General features: G+C 48.3%; 18 protein-coding genes. 11 read left to right on the top strand and 7 right to left on the bottom strand.

The features are described 5' to 3' along the window. Positions 1-29 precede the first annotated feature (29 nt). Positions 30-488, top strand: coding sequence for a DUF494 domain-containing protein (locus R2103_RS01485; RefSeq protein WP_317529802.1), 459 nt, complete (start codon positions 30-32; stop codon positions 486-488). A gap of 163 nt (positions 489-651) precedes the next feature. Further along, positions 652-3,168: a DNA topoisomerase III gene (locus R2103_RS01480; RefSeq protein WP_317529801.1), complete on the top strand. Its 2,517-nt coding sequence runs from the start codon at positions 652-654 to the stop codon at positions 3,166-3,168. A gap of 124 nt (positions 3,169-3,292) precedes the next feature. Here R2103_RS01480 and R2103_RS01475 read toward each other — a convergent pair whose 3' ends face one another. Next, the gene (locus R2103_RS01475; protein ID WP_317529800.1) at positions 3,293-3,541 is read right to left on the bottom strand and encodes a hypothetical protein; all 249 of its coding nucleotides are present in this window, start codon (positions 3,539-3,541) and stop codon (positions 3,293-3,295) included. A 204-nt stretch (positions 3,542-3,745) separates the two neighbouring features. On the opposite strand from R2103_RS01475, the gene aroA reads away from it, so the two are divergent. The 6 genes from aroA to pyrF all read left to right on the top strand — a co-directional run bounded on the left by aroA (position 3,746) and on the right by pyrF (position 9,009). Beyond that, complete coding sequence (gene aroA / locus R2103_RS01470) at positions 3,746-5,053, top strand: 3-phosphoshikimate 1-carboxyvinyltransferase (protein ID WP_317529799.1); 1,308 nt, start codon at positions 3,746-3,748, stop codon at positions 5,051-5,053. A 39-nt stretch (positions 5,054-5,092) separates the two neighbouring features. Beyond that, positions 5,093-5,773 carry a (d)CMP kinase gene (gene cmk, locus R2103_RS01465; protein WP_317529798.1) on the top strand — a complete coding sequence of 227 codons (681 nt, stop codon included), beginning with the start codon at positions 5,093-5,095 and terminating at the stop codon, positions 5,771-5,773. 134 nt (positions 5,774-5,907) lie between these two features. After that, positions 5,908-7,620 (top strand): 30S ribosomal protein S1, encoded by a 1,713-nt coding sequence (rpsA, locus tag R2103_RS01460; protein ID WP_317529797.1) that lies wholly within the window; start codon positions 5,908-5,910, stop codon positions 7,618-7,620. Positions 7,621-7,629: 9 nt separating this feature from the next. Continuing rightward, positions 7,630-7,920 (top strand): integration host factor subunit beta, encoded by a 291-nt coding sequence (locus R2103_RS01455; RefSeq protein WP_317529796.1) that lies wholly within the window; start codon positions 7,630-7,632, stop codon positions 7,918-7,920. 139 nt (positions 7,921-8,059) lie between these two features. Continuing rightward, entirely contained in the window at positions 8,060-8,272 is a 213-nt protein-coding gene (locus tag R2103_RS01450; protein ID WP_317529795.1) for a LapA family protein, read from the top strand. An 8-nt stretch (positions 8,273-8,280) separates the two neighbouring features. Then, complete coding sequence (gene pyrF / locus R2103_RS01445; RefSeq protein WP_317529794.1) at positions 8,281-9,009, top strand: orotidine-5'-phosphate decarboxylase; 729 nt, start codon at positions 8,281-8,283, stop codon at positions 9,007-9,009. A gap of 333 nt (positions 9,010-9,342) precedes the next feature. Here pyrF and R2103_RS01440 read toward each other — a convergent pair whose 3' ends face one another. Further along, positions 9,343-12,486 (bottom strand): hypothetical protein, encoded by a 3,144-nt coding sequence (locus R2103_RS01440; protein WP_317529793.1) that lies wholly within the window; start codon positions 12,484-12,486, stop codon positions 9,343-9,345. A 621-nt stretch (positions 12,487-13,107) separates the two neighbouring features. Here R2103_RS01440 and R2103_RS01435 point away from each other — a divergent pair. The 3 genes from R2103_RS01435 to R2103_RS01425 are packed head-to-tail and all read left to right on the top strand — an operon-like array spanning position 13,108 to position 16,949. Next, positions 13,108-13,869 (top strand): ABC transporter permease, encoded by a 762-nt coding sequence (locus tag R2103_RS01435; protein WP_317529792.1) that lies wholly within the window; start codon positions 13,108-13,110, stop codon positions 13,867-13,869. Next, positions 13,859-15,133, top strand: a complete 1,275-nt coding sequence (locus R2103_RS01430) for an ABC transporter ATP-binding protein (RefSeq protein ID WP_317529791.1) — start codon at positions 13,859-13,861, stop codon at positions 15,131-15,133. The genes R2103_RS01435 and R2103_RS01430 overlap by 11 nt, the downstream gene beginning before the upstream one ends. Beyond that, positions 15,126-16,949: a bifunctional class I SAM-dependent methyltransferase/GNAT family N-acetyltransferase gene (locus tag R2103_RS01425; RefSeq protein WP_317529790.1), complete on the top strand. Its 1,824-nt coding sequence runs from the start codon at positions 15,126-15,128 to the stop codon at positions 16,947-16,949. The genes R2103_RS01430 and R2103_RS01425 overlap by 8 nt, the downstream gene beginning before the upstream one ends. A 125-nt stretch (positions 16,950-17,074) precedes the next feature. Here R2103_RS01425 and R2103_RS01420 read toward each other — a convergent pair whose 3' ends face one another. From R2103_RS01420 to R2103_RS01400, 5 genes are all read right to left on the bottom strand, one after another. Beyond that, the gene (locus R2103_RS01420) at positions 17,075-17,728 is read right to left on the bottom strand and encodes a hypothetical protein (RefSeq protein ID WP_317529789.1); all 654 of its coding nucleotides are present in this window, start codon (positions 17,726-17,728) and stop codon (positions 17,075-17,077) included. Between the two features lie 17 nt (positions 17,729-17,745). Further along, positions 17,746-19,617, bottom strand: coding sequence for a putative porin (locus tag R2103_RS01415; RefSeq protein ID WP_317529788.1), 1,872 nt, complete (start codon positions 19,615-19,617; stop codon positions 17,746-17,748). A gap of 67 nt (positions 19,618-19,684) precedes the next feature. Then, positions 19,685-20,359, bottom strand: a complete 675-nt coding sequence (locus tag R2103_RS01410; RefSeq protein ID WP_132427260.1) for an energy transducer TonB — start codon at positions 20,357-20,359, stop codon at positions 19,685-19,687. Positions 20,360-20,371: 12 nt separating this feature from the next. Beyond that, the gene (locus R2103_RS01405; protein WP_132427258.1) at positions 20,372-20,776 is read right to left on the bottom strand and encodes an ExbD/TolR family protein; all 405 of its coding nucleotides are present in this window, start codon (positions 20,774-20,776) and stop codon (positions 20,372-20,374) included. Continuing rightward, positions 20,773-22,602 carry a DUF2341 domain-containing protein gene (locus R2103_RS01400; protein WP_317529787.1) on the bottom strand — a complete coding sequence of 610 codons (1,830 nt, stop codon included), beginning with the start codon at positions 22,600-22,602 and terminating at the stop codon, positions 20,773-20,775. Before R2103_RS01400 ends, R2103_RS01405 begins: the two co-directional genes overlap by 4 nt. Positions 22,603-22,624: the final 22 nt, after the last annotated feature.

The raw sequence follows: 22,624 nt of genomic DNA, 5'->3' as shown, positions 1-22,624 counted from the left end.
TAAACATACTCGCTTTTTTAGACACAATTATGTTCGACATACTCGTTTATTTATTTGAAAATTTCTTTGACTCGGGCAGCTATCCGGATTCTGCGACATTGACGCGCAAACTGACTATGGCCGGATTCGCCGACGAGGATATTCATGAGACCCTGAACTGGCTCTCGGAACTCGAACGCCATGATATTGGCAGTTATCCTGCCAGCTTCGCCGAAAACGACTCTTTCCGCTGCTATACCGACTATGAAATGGAAAGAATCGACACCGAAGGGCGGGGATTTATTTTCTTCCTGGAGCAAGCTCGCATCATTAACCCGTTACAACGGGAATTGTTAATCGACCGTGTATTAGCCATGGATGAAAATTCCTCCAGTTTGGAAAAAATCAAACTGATTGTTTTAACCGAACTTTGGATTCAAAATCAGCTGACTGATGATGCTGTTCTTGAGAAATTGCTGATTGTCAGCGATTCGCATTACCGGCACTAAGAAAAAATCCATTTCATATTAAGCCGCATCTAACGCAATGGCTGCCGGAGTGAATACCTCCAATACACTCATTAAATTCTGACCATGTTTGCAACCCTGATACATCAAATAACCCAAAGGCTGGGAAACACAGTACCGGCGAATGATTTCTTTCGGGAAATCAATGAGTAAATCTCTGATCATTGCAGAAAAACCTTCTGTTGCAGCGGATATCGCGCGAGCATTGGGCGGCTTTACCAAACACACCGATTACTTTGAGAGCGATCAATACGTGGTCTCTTCCGCGGTGGGTCATTTGCTTGAGCTTGTCATTCCGGAAGAATATGAAGTCAAGCGCGGCAAATGGAGTTTTGCCAATTTGCCGGTCATTCCGCCGCATTTTGATTTGAATCCGATCGAGAAAACTTCCGCGCGGCTGAAACTTCTCAGCAAGCTCATCAAACGCAAGGATATCGAAACGCTCATCAATGCCTGTGACGCGGGACGCGAAGGCGAATTGATCTTTTACTATATTCTGCGCCATGTCGGCACAAGTAAGCCGGTAAAGCGCCTCTGGCTTCAATCGATGACCCCCGATGCCATACGCGATGGATTCACCCGGTTACTGGATAACTCAGCTGTGCAATCATTGGCTGAAGCGGCGGTCAGCCGGTCGGAATCGGATTGGCTGGTCGGTATTAACGGTACGCGCGCCATGACTGCGTTTAACTCGCAGGAAGGCGGGTTCCACAAAACCACTGTGGGACGGGTACAAACACCCACACTGGCGATTCTGGTCGAGCGCGAAGAAAAAATTAAAAAATTCCGTCCGCAGAATTATTGGGAGATTCACGGCACGTTCGAAGCCAGTAGTGGCATTTACACCGGCCGATGGTTTGATGACAAATTCAACAAGGATAAAGCTACCCAGGAAGCAAAGCCTGAACGGTTATGGGAACAAAAACAAGCTGAGGCCATTCGCGACAAATGCCAAGGAAAACCGGGGCACGTTAGCGAAGAAAGCAAACCCAGCAAAGAAATCTGTCCGTTACTCTACGACCTGACCAGCTTGCAACGCGATGCCAACAGCCGTTTCGGTTTTTCCGCCAAAACGACTCTGGGGCTAGCGCAAGCCTTGTATGAGAAACACAAAGTGCTGACTTATCCACGTACGGATTCACGCGCCCTGCCGGAAGATTATATCGCCACCGTCAAAGACACTTTGCTCAGTCTGGAAAATACGGATTATGGCAAATTTGCCCGGCAAGTTCTGGCATCCGGCTGGGTTGTTCCGAACAAACGCATCTTCAATAACGCCAAGATCTCGGATCACTTTGCCATCATTCCGACCTCGTTAAATCCGACCAAGTTAAACGAAATCGAAGCCAAGCTGTACGATTTGGTCACCAAGCGTTTCTTGGCCATTTTCTTTCCTGCCGCTGAATTTCTGGTCACTACCCGCATTACCCGGGTTGAAAATGAACCCTTCAAAACGGAAGGCAAGGTCATGGTCAATCCGGGCTGGCAAGCGGTTTACGGCAAGTCTGTCAAACCGGATGATCAAGAAGAAGATACAACACTCGTGGCCATTACGCCCGGTGAATCCATTACTACCCAAGCGATCGAAATGATCGCCAATCAGACCCGGCCACCGGCACGCTTCAATGAAGCGACACTGCTTTCCGCGATGGAAGGTGCAGGCAAACTGGTAGAAGATGAAGAACTGCGTGCGGCGATGAACGCCAAGGGTTTAGGAACTCCGGCAACACGGGCAGCGATTATCGAGGGATTGGTATTTGAAAATTATATCCAGCGCATGGGCCGGGAACTGCACCCGACAGCGAAAGCTTTTTCCTTGATCACGCTATTGCGCGGCCTCAAGATCCCTGAATTGATTTCACCTGAGTTAACCGGCAACTGGGAATCCCAGCTGCGCCAAATTGAGCAGGGCAATCTTAAACGCACCGCATTCATGGAAAAAATTGCCGAAATGACACGGCATATCGTGGAACAAGCCAAAACGCATCGCGGCGAAACCATTGCGGGAGACTTCGCAACCCTCCAATCCCCATGCCCCAAATGTGGCGGAACCGTGCATGAAACCTATAAAAAGTTTCAATGCCAGAAATGCGACTTCGCGCTATGGAAAATTCTGGCGGGCCGTCAGTTTGAAGTAGAAGAGATGGAAACGCTCATTACCCAGCGGGAAGTCGGGCCACTACAGGGCTTCCGGAGCAAAATGGGTCAGCTGTTCAATGCCATGATCAAACTCACCGACACATTTGAGATGAAATTTGATTTTGGCAACAATAATGACAATCATGAAGAAGTCGATTTCAGCGGCCAAACACCCTTGGGCAAGTGTCCAAAATGCAGTCATGCAGTGTATGAACACGGCTTACAGTATGTTTGCGAAAAATCTACCGGCGCTAACCGTACCTGCGACTTTAAAACCGGCAAAATCATCCTTGAACGCCCGATAGAGCAGGAACAAATCACCAAACTGCTGGAAACCGGAAGAACTGATCTGCTGACCAAATTCATCTCCAAGAAAGGTAAGCCTTTCTCAGCCTATTTGGTCAGAAATACGGATGGAAAAATAGGTTTCGAGTTTGAGCAGAAAGCGCCCAAGAAAGCAACTGGAACAAAATCTAAAACGAAGCAAGCGGAAACCCCAGCGGCCGACAGTACAACCTCATGATGTATAGGGCGTGCAGCGTTGGTTTAATATCCGCCCGCCAGCCCATCGGAAAGTAAGTGACAAAAAATTTCCGGGCATCAGCATGCGCTAATGACCCGGACAATTAATACTTCCAATACGGTTTTTATGCGCTATAAAAGTTAAGGACGTATTTGAGTACACCGCTGGAACCCATGATAATCATGATGAGTCCGCCTACAATCGCCGTACCCTCAAGAATAATCGATCCGAATGCTCGTGCCGTATTCTCAAACTCTTCCTCACCCATTTCATTTCTGCGTCTCTCTCTACGATTCTTTACCCACAACTGCAACCAGATAGCCACGGGGATCATTAGCAAAGAAAACATTAAAACAATTTCTGCATCTTCCATTCATCAACCTCTTTTATATAAAGTGTCTTTTTTGTAAAAAAGATAGATTACCTCAAACGCGATAGTTTAATAAAGATTTTTCCAAATGCAATAAATCTATCCAAACAATTTCCATTGAGCAGACACTCCCCAAGAATCAATAAAATTACGTTCCGGCTATCTTTATGGGATATCATCTAACACTTTTTACTACCGTATACGACCATGGAATGGCTTGACCTCCCATTTGCCAAGAATGCTCAAGGCACCGTGCAATTACCCGGATCAAAGAGTATCTCGAATCGCATTCTTTTGCTTGCTGCATTGGCGGAAGGCGCCACGGAAATTCATGACTTATTGGCTTCCGACGACACCGCCCGCATGCTGGATGCACTTACCCGCTTGGGTGTGCCCATCACGCACACAGGCAATAATGATTACACAATCGCTGGAGGAGAAGGCGTATTCCCGGTCAAAGATGCCGACCTATTTCTCGGCAATGCCGGTACTGCTTTCCGCCCTCTGGTGGCGGTATTATCTTTGGTGCATGGGCATTATCGTTTATCCGGCGTGCCGCGTATGCATGAACGGCCGATTGCGGACTTGGTCGATGCTTTGCGGCAATTGGGCGCAGACATCCATTACCTGGGCAATCCCGGCTTTCCTCCCGTAGAGATCAGACCGGCTGCGCCGCTTGACCAGACTGACACTCAAACCGTGACAGTCAAAGGCGATGTTTCCAGTCAGTTTCTTACCGGATTGCTCATGGCACTGCCATTAAGCGGAAAAAAATCCATCATCAATGTATCCGGCACGCTTATTTCCCAACCCTATATTGAATTAACACTGGCGCAAATGCAGCATTTCGGCGTTCAGGTCGAGCATTCCGGCTGGCAGCAATTCATCATACCGGCGCAACAAAAATACCGTAGCCCCGGCCACATTTTTGTCGAAGGCGATGCATCGTCCGCTTCATATTTCCTGGCAGCCGGTGCGATCGGGCATGGTCCGGTTCGCGTCCAAGGCGTGGGCCGCGACAGTACGCAAGGGGATATCCGGTTTGCTGCAGCACTCGAACGGATGGGTGCAGACATATCGATGGGAGAAAATTGGCTTGAAGTCAGCAACAAGGGAAAATCTCTTCGCGCTATCGATCTGGATTGCAACCATATTCCCGATGCGGCTATGACACTGGCTGTCACAGCGTTATTCGCTGAAGGTACCAGCACGTTACGCAATATTGCCAGCTGGCGTTTGAAAGAAACGGATCGTCTCGCCGCCATGTCAACAGAATTGCGTAAACTAGGCGCGATTGTGGAAGAAGGCGCGGATTATCTGCGCATCACACCGCCCGTACATGGCTTAACTCCCCATGCGGCAATCGATACCTATGACGATCACCGCATGGCCATGTGCTTTGCTTTGGCGTCCTTGGGAGCACCGGTGCGGATTAACGATCCCGGCTGCGTTGCCAAAACATTTCCTGATTATTTTGAGAAATTTTCACAAATAATTCACCCTGAAATGAAATAATCTGCAACCCGCTCATTTAATTCATAACAAAACTGTTGCATGAATACGAATAAGATTCCCGTCATCGCCATCGATGGCCCATCTGCATCCGGTAAAGGCACTGTCGCGCAGCTGGTTGCTCGCAAGCTTGATTTCCATTACCTCGACAGCGGGGCGCTTTACCGTCTGGTCGCATTGAAAACGATACAGTTGAATACGGATACCCAAGATCCCAATGCAGTCGCGGAAATTGCCAGCCATCTGAATGTCTTTTTTAAGGATGAGCACATCTACCTGGACGATATAATTGTCACGAATGCTATTCGTACCGAGCAATGCGGCATCGTGGCTTCCCAGCTGGCGGCTTATCCGCAGGTTCGCGCCGCGCTTACCGAACGGCAGCGCGCATTTCGCCAGCTGCCCGGGCTGGTGGCGGATGGACGTGATATGGGTTCCGTTATCTTTCCCGATGCCGTTCTCAAAATTTATTTAACCGCCAGTGCGGAAGTACGTGCGCAAAGACGGCATAAGCAGTTGATAGAGAAAGGAATGAGTGCTAATATCGCCGACTTATTGCAGGATATCCAAAAACGGGATGAACGCGATAGCAATCGCAGTATCGCGCCTTTGCAACAAGGGATTGATGCCAAATTGCTGGATACGACTTCATTGACCATATCCCAGGCGCAAGATGCAGTGCTCTCCTGGTATAATGACGTCCTTGCAAAAACCCGCGTTTGAACACGAAATAAAGCCGCTTTTCCTAACATTCCCGTGCAGAAAAGAAATGGAGTGATTGTTTCAAACATTTTTATTAACCAACCCAATCCGCAGGATACCCGTCCCGCCGGAATGATAAATCAGGTATTTTTATAATGACTAAAGCTTCTACTGCAACCCAGCAATCTCCCGATAGTTTCGCCGCGCTTTTTGAAGAAAGCCTCTCGCGCCAGGAAATGCGCATCGGCGAAGTAATCACCGCCGAAGTAGTCCGTGTTGACTATAACATCGTCGTTGTTAACGCCGGTCTCAAATCCGAAAGTTTTATCCCGGTCGAAGAATTTAAAAACGACCGCGGCGAAATCGAAGTTAAACCGGGCGATTTTATCAGTGTTGCCATCGAGTCTCTAGAAGACGGTTATGGAGAAACACGGCTTTCCCGTGACAAAGCCAAACGCCTGACTGCTTGGCATGATCTGGAAGAAGCCATGGAAAGCGGTAAGATAGTGACCGGCATGGTCAATGGTAAAGTGAAAGGTGGTCTGACGGCCATGATCAACGGTATCCGTGCCTTTCTGCCCGGCTCTCTGGTGGATATCCGTCCCGTCAAAGACACTACGCCTTATGAAAATAAGGAAATGGAATTCAAAGTCATCAAACTAGACCGCAAACGCAATAACGTGGTGGTATCACGCCGCGCGGTATTGGAAGCGACACAAGGCGCCGATCGCGAAACCTTGTTATCCAATCTGCAGGAAGGTTCGGTTGTTCATGGTATCGTTAAAAATATTACCGACTACGGCGCATTCGTCGATCTGGGCGGCATAGATGGTCTGCTGCATATTACCGACCTGGCATGGCGCCGCGTCAAACATCCTTCCGAAGTCGTCAATATCGGTGATGAAGTTACTGCCAAGGTTCTCAAATTCGATCAGGAAAAAAATCGTGTTTCACTGGGTATGAAACAACTGAGCGAAGATCCGTGGGTTGGTTTGTCACGGCGTTATCCGGCACGTACCCGTCTATTCGGCAAAGTCACCAACTTAACCGATTACGGCGCATTCATTGAAATCGAACAAGGCATAGAAGGATTGGTGCATGTCTCGGAAATGGATTGGACCAACAAAAATGTTTATCCTTCCAAGATTGTGCAGTTAGGCGATGAAGTTGAAGTCATGATTCTTGAGATCGATGAAGAACGCCGCCGCATATCACTCGGTATGAAGCAATGCCAGACCAATCCATGGGAAGAATTCGCAGCAACCCATGAAAAAGGCGACAAAGTTAACGGTCAAATCAAATCCATCACCGACTTTGGCGTATTTATCGGCTTGCCAGGCAACATTGACGGACTTGTGCATCTATCCGATCTGTCCTGGAACCAGCCCGGTGAAGAAGCGGTTCTGAATTACAAAAAAGGCGATGAAGTTGAAGCCATGATTCTCTCTATCGATGTCGAACGCGAACGTATTTCACTCGGCATCAAACAAATGGAAGGCGATCCTTTCACCAGTTTTGTCGCTGAACATGATAAAAACAGTATCATCGAAGGCACTGTAAAAGCCATCGACGCGAAAGGTGCTGTCATAGCCCTGACAAACGATGTGGAAGGTTATTTGCGCGCTTCCGAAGTGTCGCGTGACCGCGTTGAAGATATTCGCACACACTTGAAAGAAGGCGATAAGGTCGAGACGATGATTATCAATGTCGACCGCAAAAATCGCACCATCAATCTTTCAATCAAAGCGAAAGATAAATCGGATGAATCCACTGCTATGCAAAAAATCAAAACCCCGGCTAATGCTGGAACTACCAGCCTGGGTGCTTTGCTGAAAGCTAAAATGGATAGCAAGAATACAGAGCAATAAGGAAAATTCATGACAAAATCTGAATTAATTACTCGACTTGCGGCACGATTTCCGCAATTGGTTACCAAGGATGCCGAGCTCTCAGTCAAAATGATTATTGATGCCATGGCAAAAAGCCTGGCAAAAGGTCAGCGCATTGAGATTCGCGGCTTTGGCAGCTTTGACCTGAATTACAGGCCGCCTCGGATTGGGCGGAATCCGAAATCGGGTGAGAAAGTTAAGGTACCAGAGAAATATGTTCCGCATTTCAAGGCAGGAAAAGAAATGCGAGAACGTGTTGATTACAACGAAAAGAAATAAAAGATAGCATGGAGAGCGCTGCTGAATTTTTAAAGCGCTCTCCAAGAAAAAAGCGCTAGAATTTCTTCTGGCAAGTTGTTATTCAGCTTTTTTGTCAGTTTAATATTAAGACATCTATCAACTCGTAGGCAAACTCATCATGATCAATCTAATTACCTGGCTTTTTCGTATTGCAGTCTTTGTTATTCTCGCCGTATTTGCTTCAAAAAACTCCCAGCCTATTGTGCTGCAATATTATCTGGATCAATCTCAATCCATTGAGCTTCCCTTGAGCGTAGCACTGTTGATTTTCTTTGCAGTGGGTGTACTCATCACTGCTGTGTTTGTTCGATGCCGCTGCCATAATCAATAATAACCCCTATGCATGATCCTCGCATTATTGTGGCACTGGATTTTCCCAGTGCCGAAGATGCGCTCCTCCTCGTAAGAAAATTAAATCCTGATTTATGCCGCCTGAAGGTAGGTAAGGAGCTTTTTACTGCGGCTGGACCACAACTCATTGAGAAGCTCACGCATCAAGGATTTGAAGTTTTCCTGGACCTCAAGTTTCACGATATCCCCAATACTGTCGCCAGTGCTTGCAAAGCAGCAGCTAATCTGGGCGTATGGATGATCAATGTTCATGCATTGGGTGGCCGGAAAATGCTAACGGCAGCGCGGGATGCTATCCCGCAAGGATCCGCCACCAAGCTTATCGCGGTCACTTTACTGACCAGTATGGATCAAAGTGATATTACCGATATCGGATTACAAGGATCTCCGGAACAAATTGTACTGCGCCTTGCACAGTTAACAAATGATTGTGGCTTGGACGGTGTTGTCTGCTCAGCACTGGAGGCCGCTCAGTTGCGGCAACATTTCGGTACCGAATTCTGCTTAGTTACACCCGGTATTCGTCCAGCCGACGGTCACGTGAACGATCAAAAAAGAATTACCACACCACAGCAAGCCATCCTTAATGGCGCTAGCTATTTGGTTATCGGCAGGCCGATCACACAAGCGAGCGATCCGCTTTTGATGTGCCAGCAATTAAACTCGAAAATTCTCACAGCCATAGCCGGATTGCATCTGGAAATCGGCAAGCATTAACCTGCATAAACTGTCGTCATAAGACTGGCTCTAAACACGCTCGCATCAAACCGATCGAACTCGCGATCACACATCACAATCTTTCACTTTCCTCGCTTCTGTCGCTTGTGTTTAATTCAATTCGCCACTGAAGATTGATGATTCATATAGCGATATTTCTTGCGGACATAACTCAGTAACTGCTTTGGTTCTTGCATGCCATCATAAGACATTTGATGTTTGCGAATCTATACCCTGAATACGCTCATAAAAAACCCCTGCACCGAAAGTGCAGGGGTTTTTAAACTTTAACCTAAAGCATCTGCTTGAAAGCAGATGCTTTTTAGTGAAAGATTATACTAAAGTAACAACGTAAGAACCGTCTTGAGTCGAAGTAGCCAAGTTGACCAGACCGGTTATTTCAACTACTTGGTCACCACCGTCCTGGAAGGTTGCATTATTGCTGTTATCCAGTGTGATATAAGTGTTACCGTTGAACTGGAACCAGTGGAATGCTGAATCGGTTGAACCATCGCCAGCAGTCGCTGCATCCAGATAGTTGGCGAAGCTGGAAGCACCACCCAAGGTAATCTTGGCGCCCAGAACACCAGCACTCAAACCACCACCGTCATTGGCCGTAGCACTGAAGTCGATAGTATCGCCAGCACCCAATCCGGTGACGGATGTGTAGAAACCAGCCGCTGTTTGCACGCCGGTGAACACGATAGCGTCAGTACCCGTTCCCACGTCCACTGTACTTGTACCGGCCGAAGCACCGATGGTAATGGTATCGTTACCTGCGCCAGCACTGATGGTGTTAGCACCTGTACCGACGGTGATCACGTCATTGCCGTCGCCCGTTGTGATAGTGTTGGTACCATTACCCAACGTGATGGTATCCGTGCCCGTTCCGCCGGTTACGGTGTTGTCACCGTCGTTATTGCCAGCGGTCAGTGTGTTGGTGCCATCACCCAATGTGAAGCTGTTGGTTGTTGCATCGTGGTTGGTAGCATGATTCATCGTAATGGTATCTGTACCGGATCCGCCGACGTAGGTAATGTCATCAAGCGCTGCGCTCAGCACAATAACGTTGGCATCACTGGTTGCACCGCCCTTGATGGAAGCAGCAGCTGCTAATGCACCTGCCGTCCATGTCACGTCACCATCGGTCACACCGGAAGCGTCGAATGTAGTCAGCGCCGTACCGGTAAAGGTCAGCGTCAGACCAGCATCACCAGACACGTTGACGGTCGTAGCAGCAGCAGCTGTCAATGACGCTGTGTGTTCGATACCGGTAGAAGTGTCGGCGGTGTCGTCCGTTGCAAAGTTGATGGTTTCAACATTTGAAATCGTCAAGGTGTTGATGTTGCGAGCAGCAGCAGAAGTAATGCCGACGTTGAAAGTATCCGCTGTACCAGTCGCTGCATTAGCTACAGTAATGGTGGAAGCCGCTGTTTGGGCTGCTTCATAGGTTACCGTGCCACCCGATGCTATGTTAGAGACAGCCAGCGTTTGACCCAAGTCCACTGCTACATTGACCTTGTTGACGTCGTCCAGATTGGCAACGTTAACCGTTACACCTGCACCAGCAGCGCCAGCCAGATTCACCGCTTCGAAACCGGAAATTTTGGTTTCAAAAGTGGTGCCGCTTGAAGCTGTTGTTGCATCATCAGCATCCGCAAAGGACAGAACGTCACCGGTGCCGTCGCCAGCATCGATAGTACCACCTGTACCCAAAGCGGTAGTACCAGCAGCCAGAGTCACCACGTCATCGCCTGCGCCAGTGGTAATTGCTTTGGTAGTTGCACCAAGAGTAATGGTATCAGCGCCAGAACCGCCCGCAAAATTAGTCGTGGTCAACAGAGTACTGCTGATAGTCATACCACCGGTTGCTGCAGCCGCATCAATGGATTCCAGCGCAGCAGCACCAGCAATAGAAGTCAGAGTCAGTTTCTTATCGCCCGACAATGTGAGGTTTTTCAGCGCGCCATAGGTAATATTGGCTAACGTGGATGCCGTACCGCTGCTGGTGACATTTAAGGTTTCGATAATATCAGCATCGTCCAAAGTACCGCCGGTCACGCCGTTTACAGCTAAAGCCAGCGTAGTAGCTGCATCGGTTGCACCGGTATCACTGTTGTCGAGAATAACGTTACCCGAAGTTGTATTAAGACTCAGGCTGGTCAGCTTGTTGAGATGGGAAAGACCAACAGTAGTCGCACCAGTCACACTGACGGAGGTGATCGTGTCATCGCTATCCGCATCGGCAACGCCAGTCACGCTGACGCTATTGTAGGTGACGGTAGCACCGGTACCTTTGTTTGCGGCAGACGTTACGCTAGTCAACGCGCCATCGTTGGTCACGTCAACTGCCGAAGTGGTTGCTGTAGCGCCAGCTTTGACATTTTGCGTTGCTGTAACAGCAGTGCCACCTACAACTTGAATACCGCCACCAGCAGCACCATTAATCAATTGAGTAGTGATACCGACAACACCGGTAACCGCTGTATTGGTACCAACAGTCACATCGCCAGTCGTTACCTTGGCAGTATCGATTGTCACATCCTTGGCGCCATCCACATTAATCGTACCAGCGGCTTGGTTTGTATCGGTAACTGTTACATTTGCACCGGTGGCAACTGTGATATCGCTACCACCAGTCGACGATGCATTTAGCGACGTAACACCTGTCCACGCAGAAGCATCCAAAGCGATGTCAGCACCGCTGGTAAAATTGAGCGCTTCGATATTTTTAAGGGAAACGGAGGAAGGAACCGCAATGGCCGCTGTTTGAATGTAATTCAGCGTATCGGTGCCAGCACCGCCATCCAAGTTATCCAGAGCGGTCAGGGTAGTCGAACCCGTGGTACCGTTGAAAGTGTCATTACCAGAACCGCCAGTGAAGGCTGAACCACTATCCACACCCGTAGTCAGCGTAAAAGTCTCGCCTCCTGTAGGAGTTAATCCGACCAATATCGCTTCCACATCAGCCGGTGTATAGGCCGCTGTTCCGGTAACATTGCTTAAAACCTTTTGCAATGTGCTCAGATCGCTGGAAGAGGTTCTTGAAGAATAAGCTTCGGCAACCAGAGCTTTATTGCTCAACAGTGTCTTAGGAATCAAAAATGCAGGATCTGTCGTACTTGACAAAAAGGTTACTGCATTGTAAACAATTTGACCAAAGCCAACATTTGCTTCAATCTGCTGATGAAAATACTCATGCGCCAGAGATCCCGCACTTGATGGATCGCTATCATCAGCCACCACACCAAAGTTATTCATCAAGACTGAAACTTGTGATTCAACAGTGACTTTACCGGCCAAAATTCCATTTGTAAATAATGTGTTGGCAGCCAAAGCATCAGCCAATTGGCTAACGCTGGCACCGCCTTCAACTAGTTTTGCCAATTCAGTTAAATTACTGCCTCCAGGCGCTGCATTGAACAAACCTGCAACTACCTTCAAAATTTCAGTTTGCTGTGGAATCGTTATTGCCATGGGAGCTCCTCGATATAAAAATTAAAATAGTTACGAAAGTAAATTACTTGCAAGTTTTTCACTTTTCACTTTGTCTCTAAGCAGCTTCTATGCAGCTAATAATATATCTACCAGAAGATACCACAAAAGCCAAGTTAAAGCGCATTCTGCCGAAAACAAAACTGCTTTGCAAGTATGCGGCTGAAGTTTACATTGAATATGTTGCTTATTTGCAACAATACTGAGTATTTAATACCTTAACAGAATACCTTGACGTTTTAAATTTAAAATAGGCGGAAAAATGTGCTTCTTTTCACAACAACTGACATATTACTTGTAAAAATAGCTGCAACGTAATATGGCGCATGCAGCTATTAAAACGCTCAATGCGGAGCGGAGCATCCGATTCTGACAAATAAGCGCTTAAATTATTAGCGAATTTGGATGTAATCCGCTTCAGAATGACTTGAAGAGATTAACCAGGTTAAATCATCCCATTTCTATCCGATATTTTTGTTAATTTTTCTGCGATAATACGCCCGTCAATTTCACTGTTGTCTATCCAAATTCTTGCATTTGCTCAATACTACTTTTTTTAATAGCTTTCATACCTTACGGCAGCACTATCCACTCATCCTGCAAATGACCAAACGGGAGGTAATTAGCCGGTATCGCGGTTCATTTCTCGGTTTGCTATGGACATTCATCAATCCCATTTTAATGCTGTCTATCTATACATTTGTTTTTAGCGTGGTGTTTAAGGTACGGCTGGATTCGCACAACGGCCCCGCTATTCATGATGATAAATTTGCATTTGCCTTGCTGCTATTTACCGGATTGATTCTATTCAATTTATTTTCCGAATGTCTCGCTCGCGCCCCCGGATTGATATTGGCCAATATTAATTACGTCAAGAAAATCATTTTCCCGCTTGAGATTCTGCCTTTGATTTCTTTATGTTCTGCACTATTTCATGCCGGGATTAGTTTTTTAGTATTATTTTCTTTTTTATTGATCACCAGTCATCCTATTGAATGGACAATCATTTTTCTCCCGGTGATTTTGCTGCCGCTCGTTTTGCTTACCTTGGGATTATCCTGGATACTGGCTTCAATCGGAGTTTTTGTTCGTGATATCGGCCAATTTATTGGCCTGGTCTTAACTATGCTGCTATTTCTTAGCCCTATTTTTTATCCTGCTTCCGCGTTGCCGGAGTCTATTCGTGATTATCTGTTCCTTAACCCGCTGACTCTAGTCATCGAGCAAGCGCGAGCAGTCATTCTTTACGGGCAATTACCGGACTGGAGCAGCTTGATTCTGTACTATCTATTCGCTTTACTGATTGCCTGGACTGGTCTGCTGTGGTTTAACAAAACGCGCAAAGGGTTTGCCGATGTTCTTTAGTACCGCGAATTCTGAATCCGCTATTGCAGCGCTAAACCTCTCCAAATGCTATCAGCTGTACGAACATCCGGCGGATCGCCTCAAACAATTCTTGTGGCCACACCGCTGGTTAGGTGCGCGGCAATACTATCGTGAACTGTGGGCGTTACACGATATCAATTTGACGATCATGCCCGGGGAAGTAGTCGGCATCGTAGGCCAAAATGGTTCCGGAAAATCGACCCTGCTGCAATTGGTTTGTGGCACCTTAACACCAACACACGGCGATGTTCGAGTCAATGGCCGGATAGCCGCCCTGCTGGAACTCGGCGCCGGATTCAATCCCGAGTTCACCGGACGCGAGAATGTTCTCATGAGTGCAGCGATCATGGGGCTCAGTCAATCTGAAATTGCTGATCGCATTGAACACATTATTGATTTCTCCGGTGTTCGTGACTTCATTGATCAACCGGTCAAAACTTATTCCAGCGGCATGTATGTGCGTCTAGCATTTTCCGTTGCGATTAATGTAGATCCGGATATTCTGGTGATCGACGAGGCTTTGTCCGTCGGCGATGGCGCTTTTGCCCGTAAATCATTTGATCGCATCATGCGAATGCGCGATGCCGGGAAAACGATATTGTTTTGTTCACATTCGCTCTTTCAAGTTGAATCTTTATGCGCGCGCGCCATTTGGATCAATAAAGGCGAGATCGTATTGGATGGTGAATCAGCGCAAGTGGTATCCGCTTACCAGACATTTCTGGATAAAAACGCTCGGGATGCAACGCTGGAAACTCCCGCCGCCGCTCGCACTGAACCGGTATCCAATACACAACATGGATCCGGTAGCGCGCGCCTGGAAAGAATCAAACTACACGTCAATGATATGCCTGTTCAACAGGCTATAATCACAAGCGGCGAGTCTCGCATGATGCTGGAAGTGGCGTTTACTTCCGATCCCGCACTGCCCTGTCCCACGATCGCCATGACCATACAAGCAAAGGATGGACGCACGATCACCAGTGCGGCAACATGGGAGGACCAATTTGCTCTGCAGCGGGCGCCATCCGGTGCAGGCCAGGTTCGCCTCGGATTGGATCAGTTGCCGCTGCTTAAAGGCGAATATCTGATTAATGTATATTTGCTGTGTGAACGCGGGTTGCATCTTTATGATGCAGCCGAAGCTGTAGCAAACTTGCAAGTCAAACAAGAAGGGCGCTTACAAGGATATTTTTCAATTCCTCATCAATGGGAAAATAACGCGATTCCCCATAATGACTAAGTCCATTAATCATCATCTGATACCAGACACCCAGCACTACCGGCAGGCCGACACTTTTGCCGCTGCGGGCATGTCTACACCATCTTCTCCTTTTAGAGATTTGACATTTCCGGCGAATGTCTATGCCCACGCACTGTCATTGCAGGAAGATAAAGCCGTCTATCTGCATTATGGATTATTTGAGAATGACAAAACCAGCTTAACCGCCGCACAGCAATTTTCCACCAATCTGCTGATGGCACGGCTGCCGCTTCCTCCTTGCCGCATTCTGCAGGTAGACGTCGGCCTTGGCACCACCTTTTCTTTACTTCGCCAGCACGGTTATGATGTGCATGGCATCACTGCCGATATACAACAATTAAAATATATCCAGAAATCATTGGGGCCGGAAGCTTCCATCAGCCACCATTCTCTGGAAACATTTGCAGCCGAGCCTGGCAGCTTTGATGCCGTATTATTCCAGGAATCGGCGCAACACACTGAACCGCTGTTGATGTTCAAGAAAGCGATGAATCTGCTCACCCTGTCGGGTGACTTAATTATTATCGATGAATTCGCGCTTAAGTATGATCGCGTTGGAATCAGCAGTCTCCATTTATTACAGGACATGATAGAGCTGGCCGGGCGATTTGGATTCGAGCTGCTTGAACACTTGGATCTATCCACGATGGCTGCGCCCACATTGGATCACCTGCTGCGAATGACCACGATCCACCGGAGAAATCTGTTGCAAGACCTTGCTTTGAACACCGAGCAACTGCAACAGCTGGACGAATCAAACCGGAACCATCGCAATCAATATGCGAGCGGACATCATGGCTACGCTCTGCTGCATTTCAGAAAAAAATCGCTCCCTAAATGGCGCTTGCAGCTTCTGGGCAAAAACCATATCCCGGCAATGCTCGGATTGTTCAAAGATACCTTTCATCATGACATGACGCCAGCTACCTGGCAGTGGAAATACGGCTCCAATTTAAGTCATCAAGTGGGCGCGTGGCGGGGCGATAAACTAATCGCCCATTATGGCGGCGTAGGCCGGAAAATTCTGCTCTTCGGCCAGCCGCAAATGGCTGTGCAGATTTGCGATGTCATGGTTGATACGAGTGAACGCGGCATACTCACTCGCAAGGGGCCATTTTTCCTGACGACGGCGACTTTTCTGGAACGCTTCATCGGCTATGGCAAACCCTATCTGGTCGGTTTTGGCTTCCCGAATGAACGTCACATGAAAATTGCGGAGCGGCATGGATTATATGCAGCAGTCGGGCGCATGACCGAATTCTCTTGGAGCACACGATCACGTTTCCCATTGTGGGGAACACGTTTGCACTTGCTTAGCCACGATCAAACCAGCCTTACAAAAGCCACGGTCAATCAATGCTGGCAACGTATGGCCAAAGATCTGCACGGCGCGATTGTCGGCGTGCGCGATTGGGAATATGTGCTGCACCGATACCTTAATCATCCGCAGCAACGCTATCAGGTGATATTGGTAAAAAGCCGCTTCAGCCCGCGCGCACGCGGCATCTTGGTACTGCGCTTCGATCCTGAAGGTTGTGAAATCCTTGATTTGATTGCGCCCTTGGCTGAAATTCCGCTGTTGATCACGCATGCCAGAAGGCTGGCTGGTCTACAGGGGGCCGCAAAAGTGTTTTGTCGGATTACTGAGAATTTCGCCCGCCACTTTGCCGTTACAGGCGGTACTCAACATGCCGTGAACATCCATATACCCGCAAACACCTGGAGCGATGGCCCTTCCCCGGAAACACTGAAAGATCGTTGGTGGCTGATGAGCGGCGATAAAGATTTCCGCTGAACCGGAAAACCCGGCAAAGCGAAAAAAAACAGCAGTACCTTGTACTGGATTACTGAAATAACCGCGTGCTTCAATTGGCTGCCATCGCAGCCAACCGCCGTTTCAAACCGCAGCAAAAAATTCAGTCAATTACTCTCAACAGCCTTTTGAATCCGGGTGACAGTCAAATCTTCCAATCGATACTGGTAACTCTCGACTAAATTTTCTGTCGTTACATTGGAAATACCCGTCAGCAACTCCAGCTCGCCCAGCTTTTGAAAGAAACCTTTCTTCTGATACTTATTCAACAATTCCTGATTAATTTCAACCAGATTGGTATTATTCGCAGTACATACACTGATCCATTGCTCACGCTCCTGCACCGCAGCTGCCAATAGCTGATTATCGTTTTGAATTTGACGGGCCTGGTCAATAATTTTCTGTTGTTTCTTTAACTGTGTTTGCGCTCGTTTCTGCGCTTTTTCCAAATCCGACTCCAGCTTACCTTTAATACCCTGAAGATTTTCCGTGTTGGTGCGATAACGATCAATCTCTTGTTGCAACGGCTGCAATCGTTTGACTTCCGCTTCCAGATTTTTAACCTGTTGCAATAGTTCGGATTTCTCCGCTTCCAACGCCGCTTTCTCCTGACCCAATTGCCGCAGCATGCCTTGCGCTTTTCTTAACGCCTGATCTCCGGCATTACTCTGCTTAGTCGCTTGTGCATGAATGGCTGGCGCGTTCAATGCCAACACACATAGCAGCCAAGATGTTAAAACAGCCGTTCCTTTTATTCTCATTGATCCAAACCTCTCATCTAAAAACGCACATTCAGATCCAGCAACAGCGAATCTACGTTGAGTGTCGGTCCATGAATAGCGGAAGCGCTCATCCAGCGGAGGTTAACCCAAGTGTTATTGGCAATGCCATAATTACCCCCGATCCACCAGCCTTGCGCATTGGTTCCGCCCAGATGAAATACCGAATCCGTAAAGGCATCCAGCACTGCATCACGTTCGATATACCGGTAAGCAATAAATGCATTCCAGTTCTTAAACTTCAGCGCATCACGATCGCCCACATCCATACGGAATTGGTACGCAGTGGTCTTGTCTCGATTATCGAGCAAACGGCCAGCGAATTCACGCTGTATCCGGTTCGCGTTATAGCCAAAGTTCTTTGTAAAATCAAAAGTAAACATGACATTGATTGGCGCAAATCCGGCGTAGTCATACAACGCAGTAAAGTTAAAGATATTGAAATCGGATGCCAAACCATACAAGCAACCTTGACCTACAAAGCTTTGCGTGCTGTTGCATCGGCTATTGATCGGTGTGCCGTCAAGCTCGTTACCCTCATTCACGTTAATCGGCACCATGGTATTGCCCCATTGCACAAATTGCGGCGCTGTCCAATCGTTGGCAAAGCTATTAGGGGCATTGGCACGAGCGCGTGTATTATGAAAATGATAGAAACTAACCGCCGCTTTGAAGCGGGATTGGTCGTGAACTAACCAATCCACACCGGCCTGGCCACCGAACAGCCATTTATCCCTTTCCGACAGATTGACTTCCTGAATCGGAAAAACGCCGACCGTGGCAAACATTGTATTCGGTGTTTGCGGCCCCATATTAATACCGAAACGGCCGCCGAGATCGACCAATGCGGGCGGTTTATAGTTTTTAACATTGGGGGCATCTTCGTTAAAGCGTTGCCGGAATGTTGCTGCAAATCCCTCAAAACTTAAATCGGAATCGTAGACGACGTCGGTAGAGAAGAATGGATTGCGGAAACGGCCGCCGTAAACACTGAACCGGTCCTTACCCTTTGCATCGCGGTAATCGTATTGCAAGAAACCTCGATCGATTGCCAATTCATAACTCTGTCCGGTAACCCCTAGGCTTTGATCGTTGGACACCGGGTTGCGCATATTGCTGGTCGCCAAGCGGACGCCCGCTTTGAGGCTATCGGTAATATCCATCTCAATACCGGCACGAAAACGCTGGCTGAAACGCAAACGATCAAACTCCGTATTTTGAAATTCTTCGTTTCTTTGAAAAGCCGGAATATGACCTCCATCCCGATTAATAGATAAATAATCGAGAAATGGGGCATTATCATTTCCAAAAAAATCATTTGAACCCCGTAAGCGCATATCAAAGGTTAACCTTGTTCTGTTAAGCCATTCCGGCAAAGCAGCGGGAACACCCCATGCCTCTTTCTTCGCATTGGCCTTCACTTCTTGAACAACTTCATCTTTAAGATCCGCGCGGACCTGCTGGCGTATCTCATCCTTGACGAATTCCGGCACATAGCCGACGAAAACCGGCCCTTTTCCTTTTACCTTTTCTTTCTCGCCAGCCGGTTTATCCGGCACCGTGCTTTTCACAACTTTCGGCTCCGCCACCTGTTTTTCTTCGGCGCGTTCTTTCGCTATTTGATCTTTAGCTTCTTGCGCTGCTTTCTTTTTCGCCGCATTCACCAGCACCTTGGCTTTCTCTTTGTCCAACAACCCTTGCTCAACAAACAATTCGATCAAATTGGTAGTGGTATTCTTGAGTTCCAGAAGCTCCTCGCGTTCGTTAGCGATTTTTTCCTTGAGCTTGAGCAATTCGCTCTTTTCATCGGCCATGACCGGCACCGGTATCATGCTGGCCAGTAAAACGGCGATGATCATTCTCGAAATCATTACATTTCTCCTGAAAATAATAGGTCTCAGGCTAGCGGTAAATACAGTCATCATTTGCTTCGTCACGTTAAATCCTTGATATCAATTTTATTTTTAGCGGTTGCGGCATATTTTGCGGCGGCGCTTTACCGATCGCGATGCGCAGCTTGGGCAGTGCCGCCTGGATGCTCTGGTCGACATCTTTCTTACCACTGGAGCCGATCAGTTCCGCGCGGCCAATACGCCCATCGGGATTGATCCAGATATTCAGCAACACGCTATATCTTTCTTTTCGGGCGCCACTGTCAGCCAGCAGCGTTTGTAATTCTTCTTCTAAACTTTGCTTGACCTGGTTGCCATACCACAAAATGGCATTTCCACCGCCCCCGCCCAGCAAACCGCGCCCGCCTTTTTTACCGAGCAAACCGAAACTATCGCTTCCGGCAGCGCCTTCCGCATCGAGTCCTAACTCATCACCGGCGGGTGCGTCCGCATCCGTATCGTCCGGCGACGGTTCCGGCTCACTTTCAGGTTCGGGCTCCTCAATGGGCTGCGGCTCCGGTTCCGGAATCTTTTCCTCGGGTGGAGGAGGTGGCGGAGGCGGAGGCGGCTGGATAACCGTAATCTGCTGGACTGGCTTTTTAGTTTGTACCGGTTTATCGAACTGGCTTTGAATGTAATAAATGACCGCCACAATACTGAGCGCCAGTGACACTCCGATAATGATGGGCAGACGGCGTAGCCAGTGCTCGTTTTTTTTCACTTCGGACGAACCCTACTTCACCAGTTTCTGTGTAACCAAGCCCAGCTGGCTAATCTCAAGCCGCGACACCACATCGAGCACTTCAATGACCTTCTCGTATTGAATCGTAGCATCCGCCTTGAGTATCACCGGCAAATCCGGATTGGCTGCTTTGTATTGCCCCAGCCGGGTTTCCAGGTCGGCAATCGATACCGGATAAGTATCCAAATAAATGGTGCCGTCCTGAGTAATCGAAATGGCCTTGGTTTTGGGTTTGCTTAATGACGGTGTGCTGCTGGCCTTCGGCAAGTTGACCGCAATCCCTTCCACTGACGCGGTCGTCATGATGATGAAAACAATCACCAATACATAAGCCACGTCCAGCATCGGAGTAATGTTTATATCGTCATAAATTTTGTCGTCCTCTCCAACTTTCATGACTCGCTCCTTTTTTGTCTTTCGGCGATACGTTCGGAAACCACGGCCAGAAACTCATCGGTGAATACATGCATATCAGCCGTGATATCTTTGATTTGCACCAGCAAATAGTTGTAGGCAAACAAGGTCGGAATGGCGACGGCAAGACCGGCAACGGTAGCGGCCAATGCCGCGGAAATACCGGGGGCGATTGAATTGATATTAACGTCGCCGGTTGCGGCGATCACTGCAAAGGTAATCATCACGCCCATGACCGTACCCAGCAGCCCGAGGAATGGGCCGCCGGAAATCGAGATTGTCAGCAACACCATATTTTTGTTGAGCTTCTGATGCTCCCGGACAACCGCGGCATCCAACCGGGCACGAATCACGTTCAATGCTTCGGAACTCAGTGTTGTCTGATTGCCATTGATCCGCTTACGTAATTCTTGTACGCCGACATGATAAACACGATAGATCGGAGAACCCTGGAAGTGGTCGTGCTTGCCAAACATCGCCAGAAAATCGGAATCTTCAGCCGGTTGATCCTCGTCTTTTTCGTCGTGATCCAATGAGTCCAAGTTGGATACATTAATATTGCGGTATTGATGTAAAAACGCAGCATTCTCCTTTCTCGCCTGCTTCAGAGTGACACCCTTGCTAATCATGACCATCAGACCGATAACCAGCATCACGCCGCACAAAGCAATCACGACCCAACCGTCGACCGTCAGGTTCTCCAGAATAATCCGGCCATAATTGACACTGGCGCCGCCTTCCGCCGATTCGTCGGAACCGAAATTGATCACGGTAAAATCGGGGCTTTGGCTACGGAATTGCAATTTAATCCAATCCGGACTGCGCGCAATCTTGGCGATTTGCACTTCATCCAGCCAACCGGTCAGATGCGCTCCTGCTTCGGATGAGCCGATTAAAAGCGCCGGTGAAAATGGTTTCAATGCAATCGGCGCGTTAGCCACCTGTACGCCATCGAGATAAAGCAGCAAATTGTTTTTCTCAACCACCAGCGCCAGATGCTGCCACTGTCCCGGAGTCAAGCTGATTGCACCGGTTTGGTTCGCACTACCGCTGCCGTTTTGATAACTGGCTTGTACAAATGCGCCCTGTAACTTGATTTCAAGCTGCGCAGTGGCATCCTTGGCCTGCAGAATCGTGGCATTCTGCTCCTGCTCGGTTCTAATCCAGGTGCTGAATGTCCAGCCATTTTCCGGATCGATCTCCAGCGCCGGTTGCGCCCCTGTTTTAATTCCGCCTTGCCCCTCAAAGCGCGCAGCAGCGGCGATATATCCATTCGGATCGATAATGGCTTTGGAATCGTTTGCGTGCAGTAAATAGGCCGTCGCATCTTGAGGCAGCGCTTCGCCCTCCTTGAAATGGTAGGTCAGCACTTGATTGACATCGTAAATGCCTTGGGGATCGGAACCGTTTGCCGCATTGGCATTGCCGTAATACATCGTGAAATTGTCACTACCACTACTGATACCGCCACGAACCACGGGTAATTTGACCCAGACCAATCCAAGCTCTACCAGTGAATCGATCTTCTCCACATCATGCTTCAGCGCGGTTTTATCCTGCTGCATAAAGCGCAGATCTTTACCGTTTTCCGCCAGATCGAGAAAAAAACCAAAATTACCGCTGTGCAAACGCACCAGTACCGGAAAATCCTGCACGGTACCTTGTATATCAGCCCCGGTGATGCTGGCATCAACCGTCAATTGTTTGCGTGAAGGCCATGCATCGTTCCACCAGGCGCGGCCCTCCACAGATACTAATGTCAGTATCAACAGCAATATAAAACGATGCATAAACAAAAATTTCTTCATTAACCAACGATTCCCATATCAA

The sequence above is a fragment of the Nitrosomonas sp. Is24 genome, assembly GCF_033063335.1.
Lineage (GTDB): Bacteria > Pseudomonadota > Gammaproteobacteria > Burkholderiales > Nitrosomonadaceae > Nitrosomonas.
This window is presented reverse-complemented; position numbering and strand designations above follow the sequence as displayed.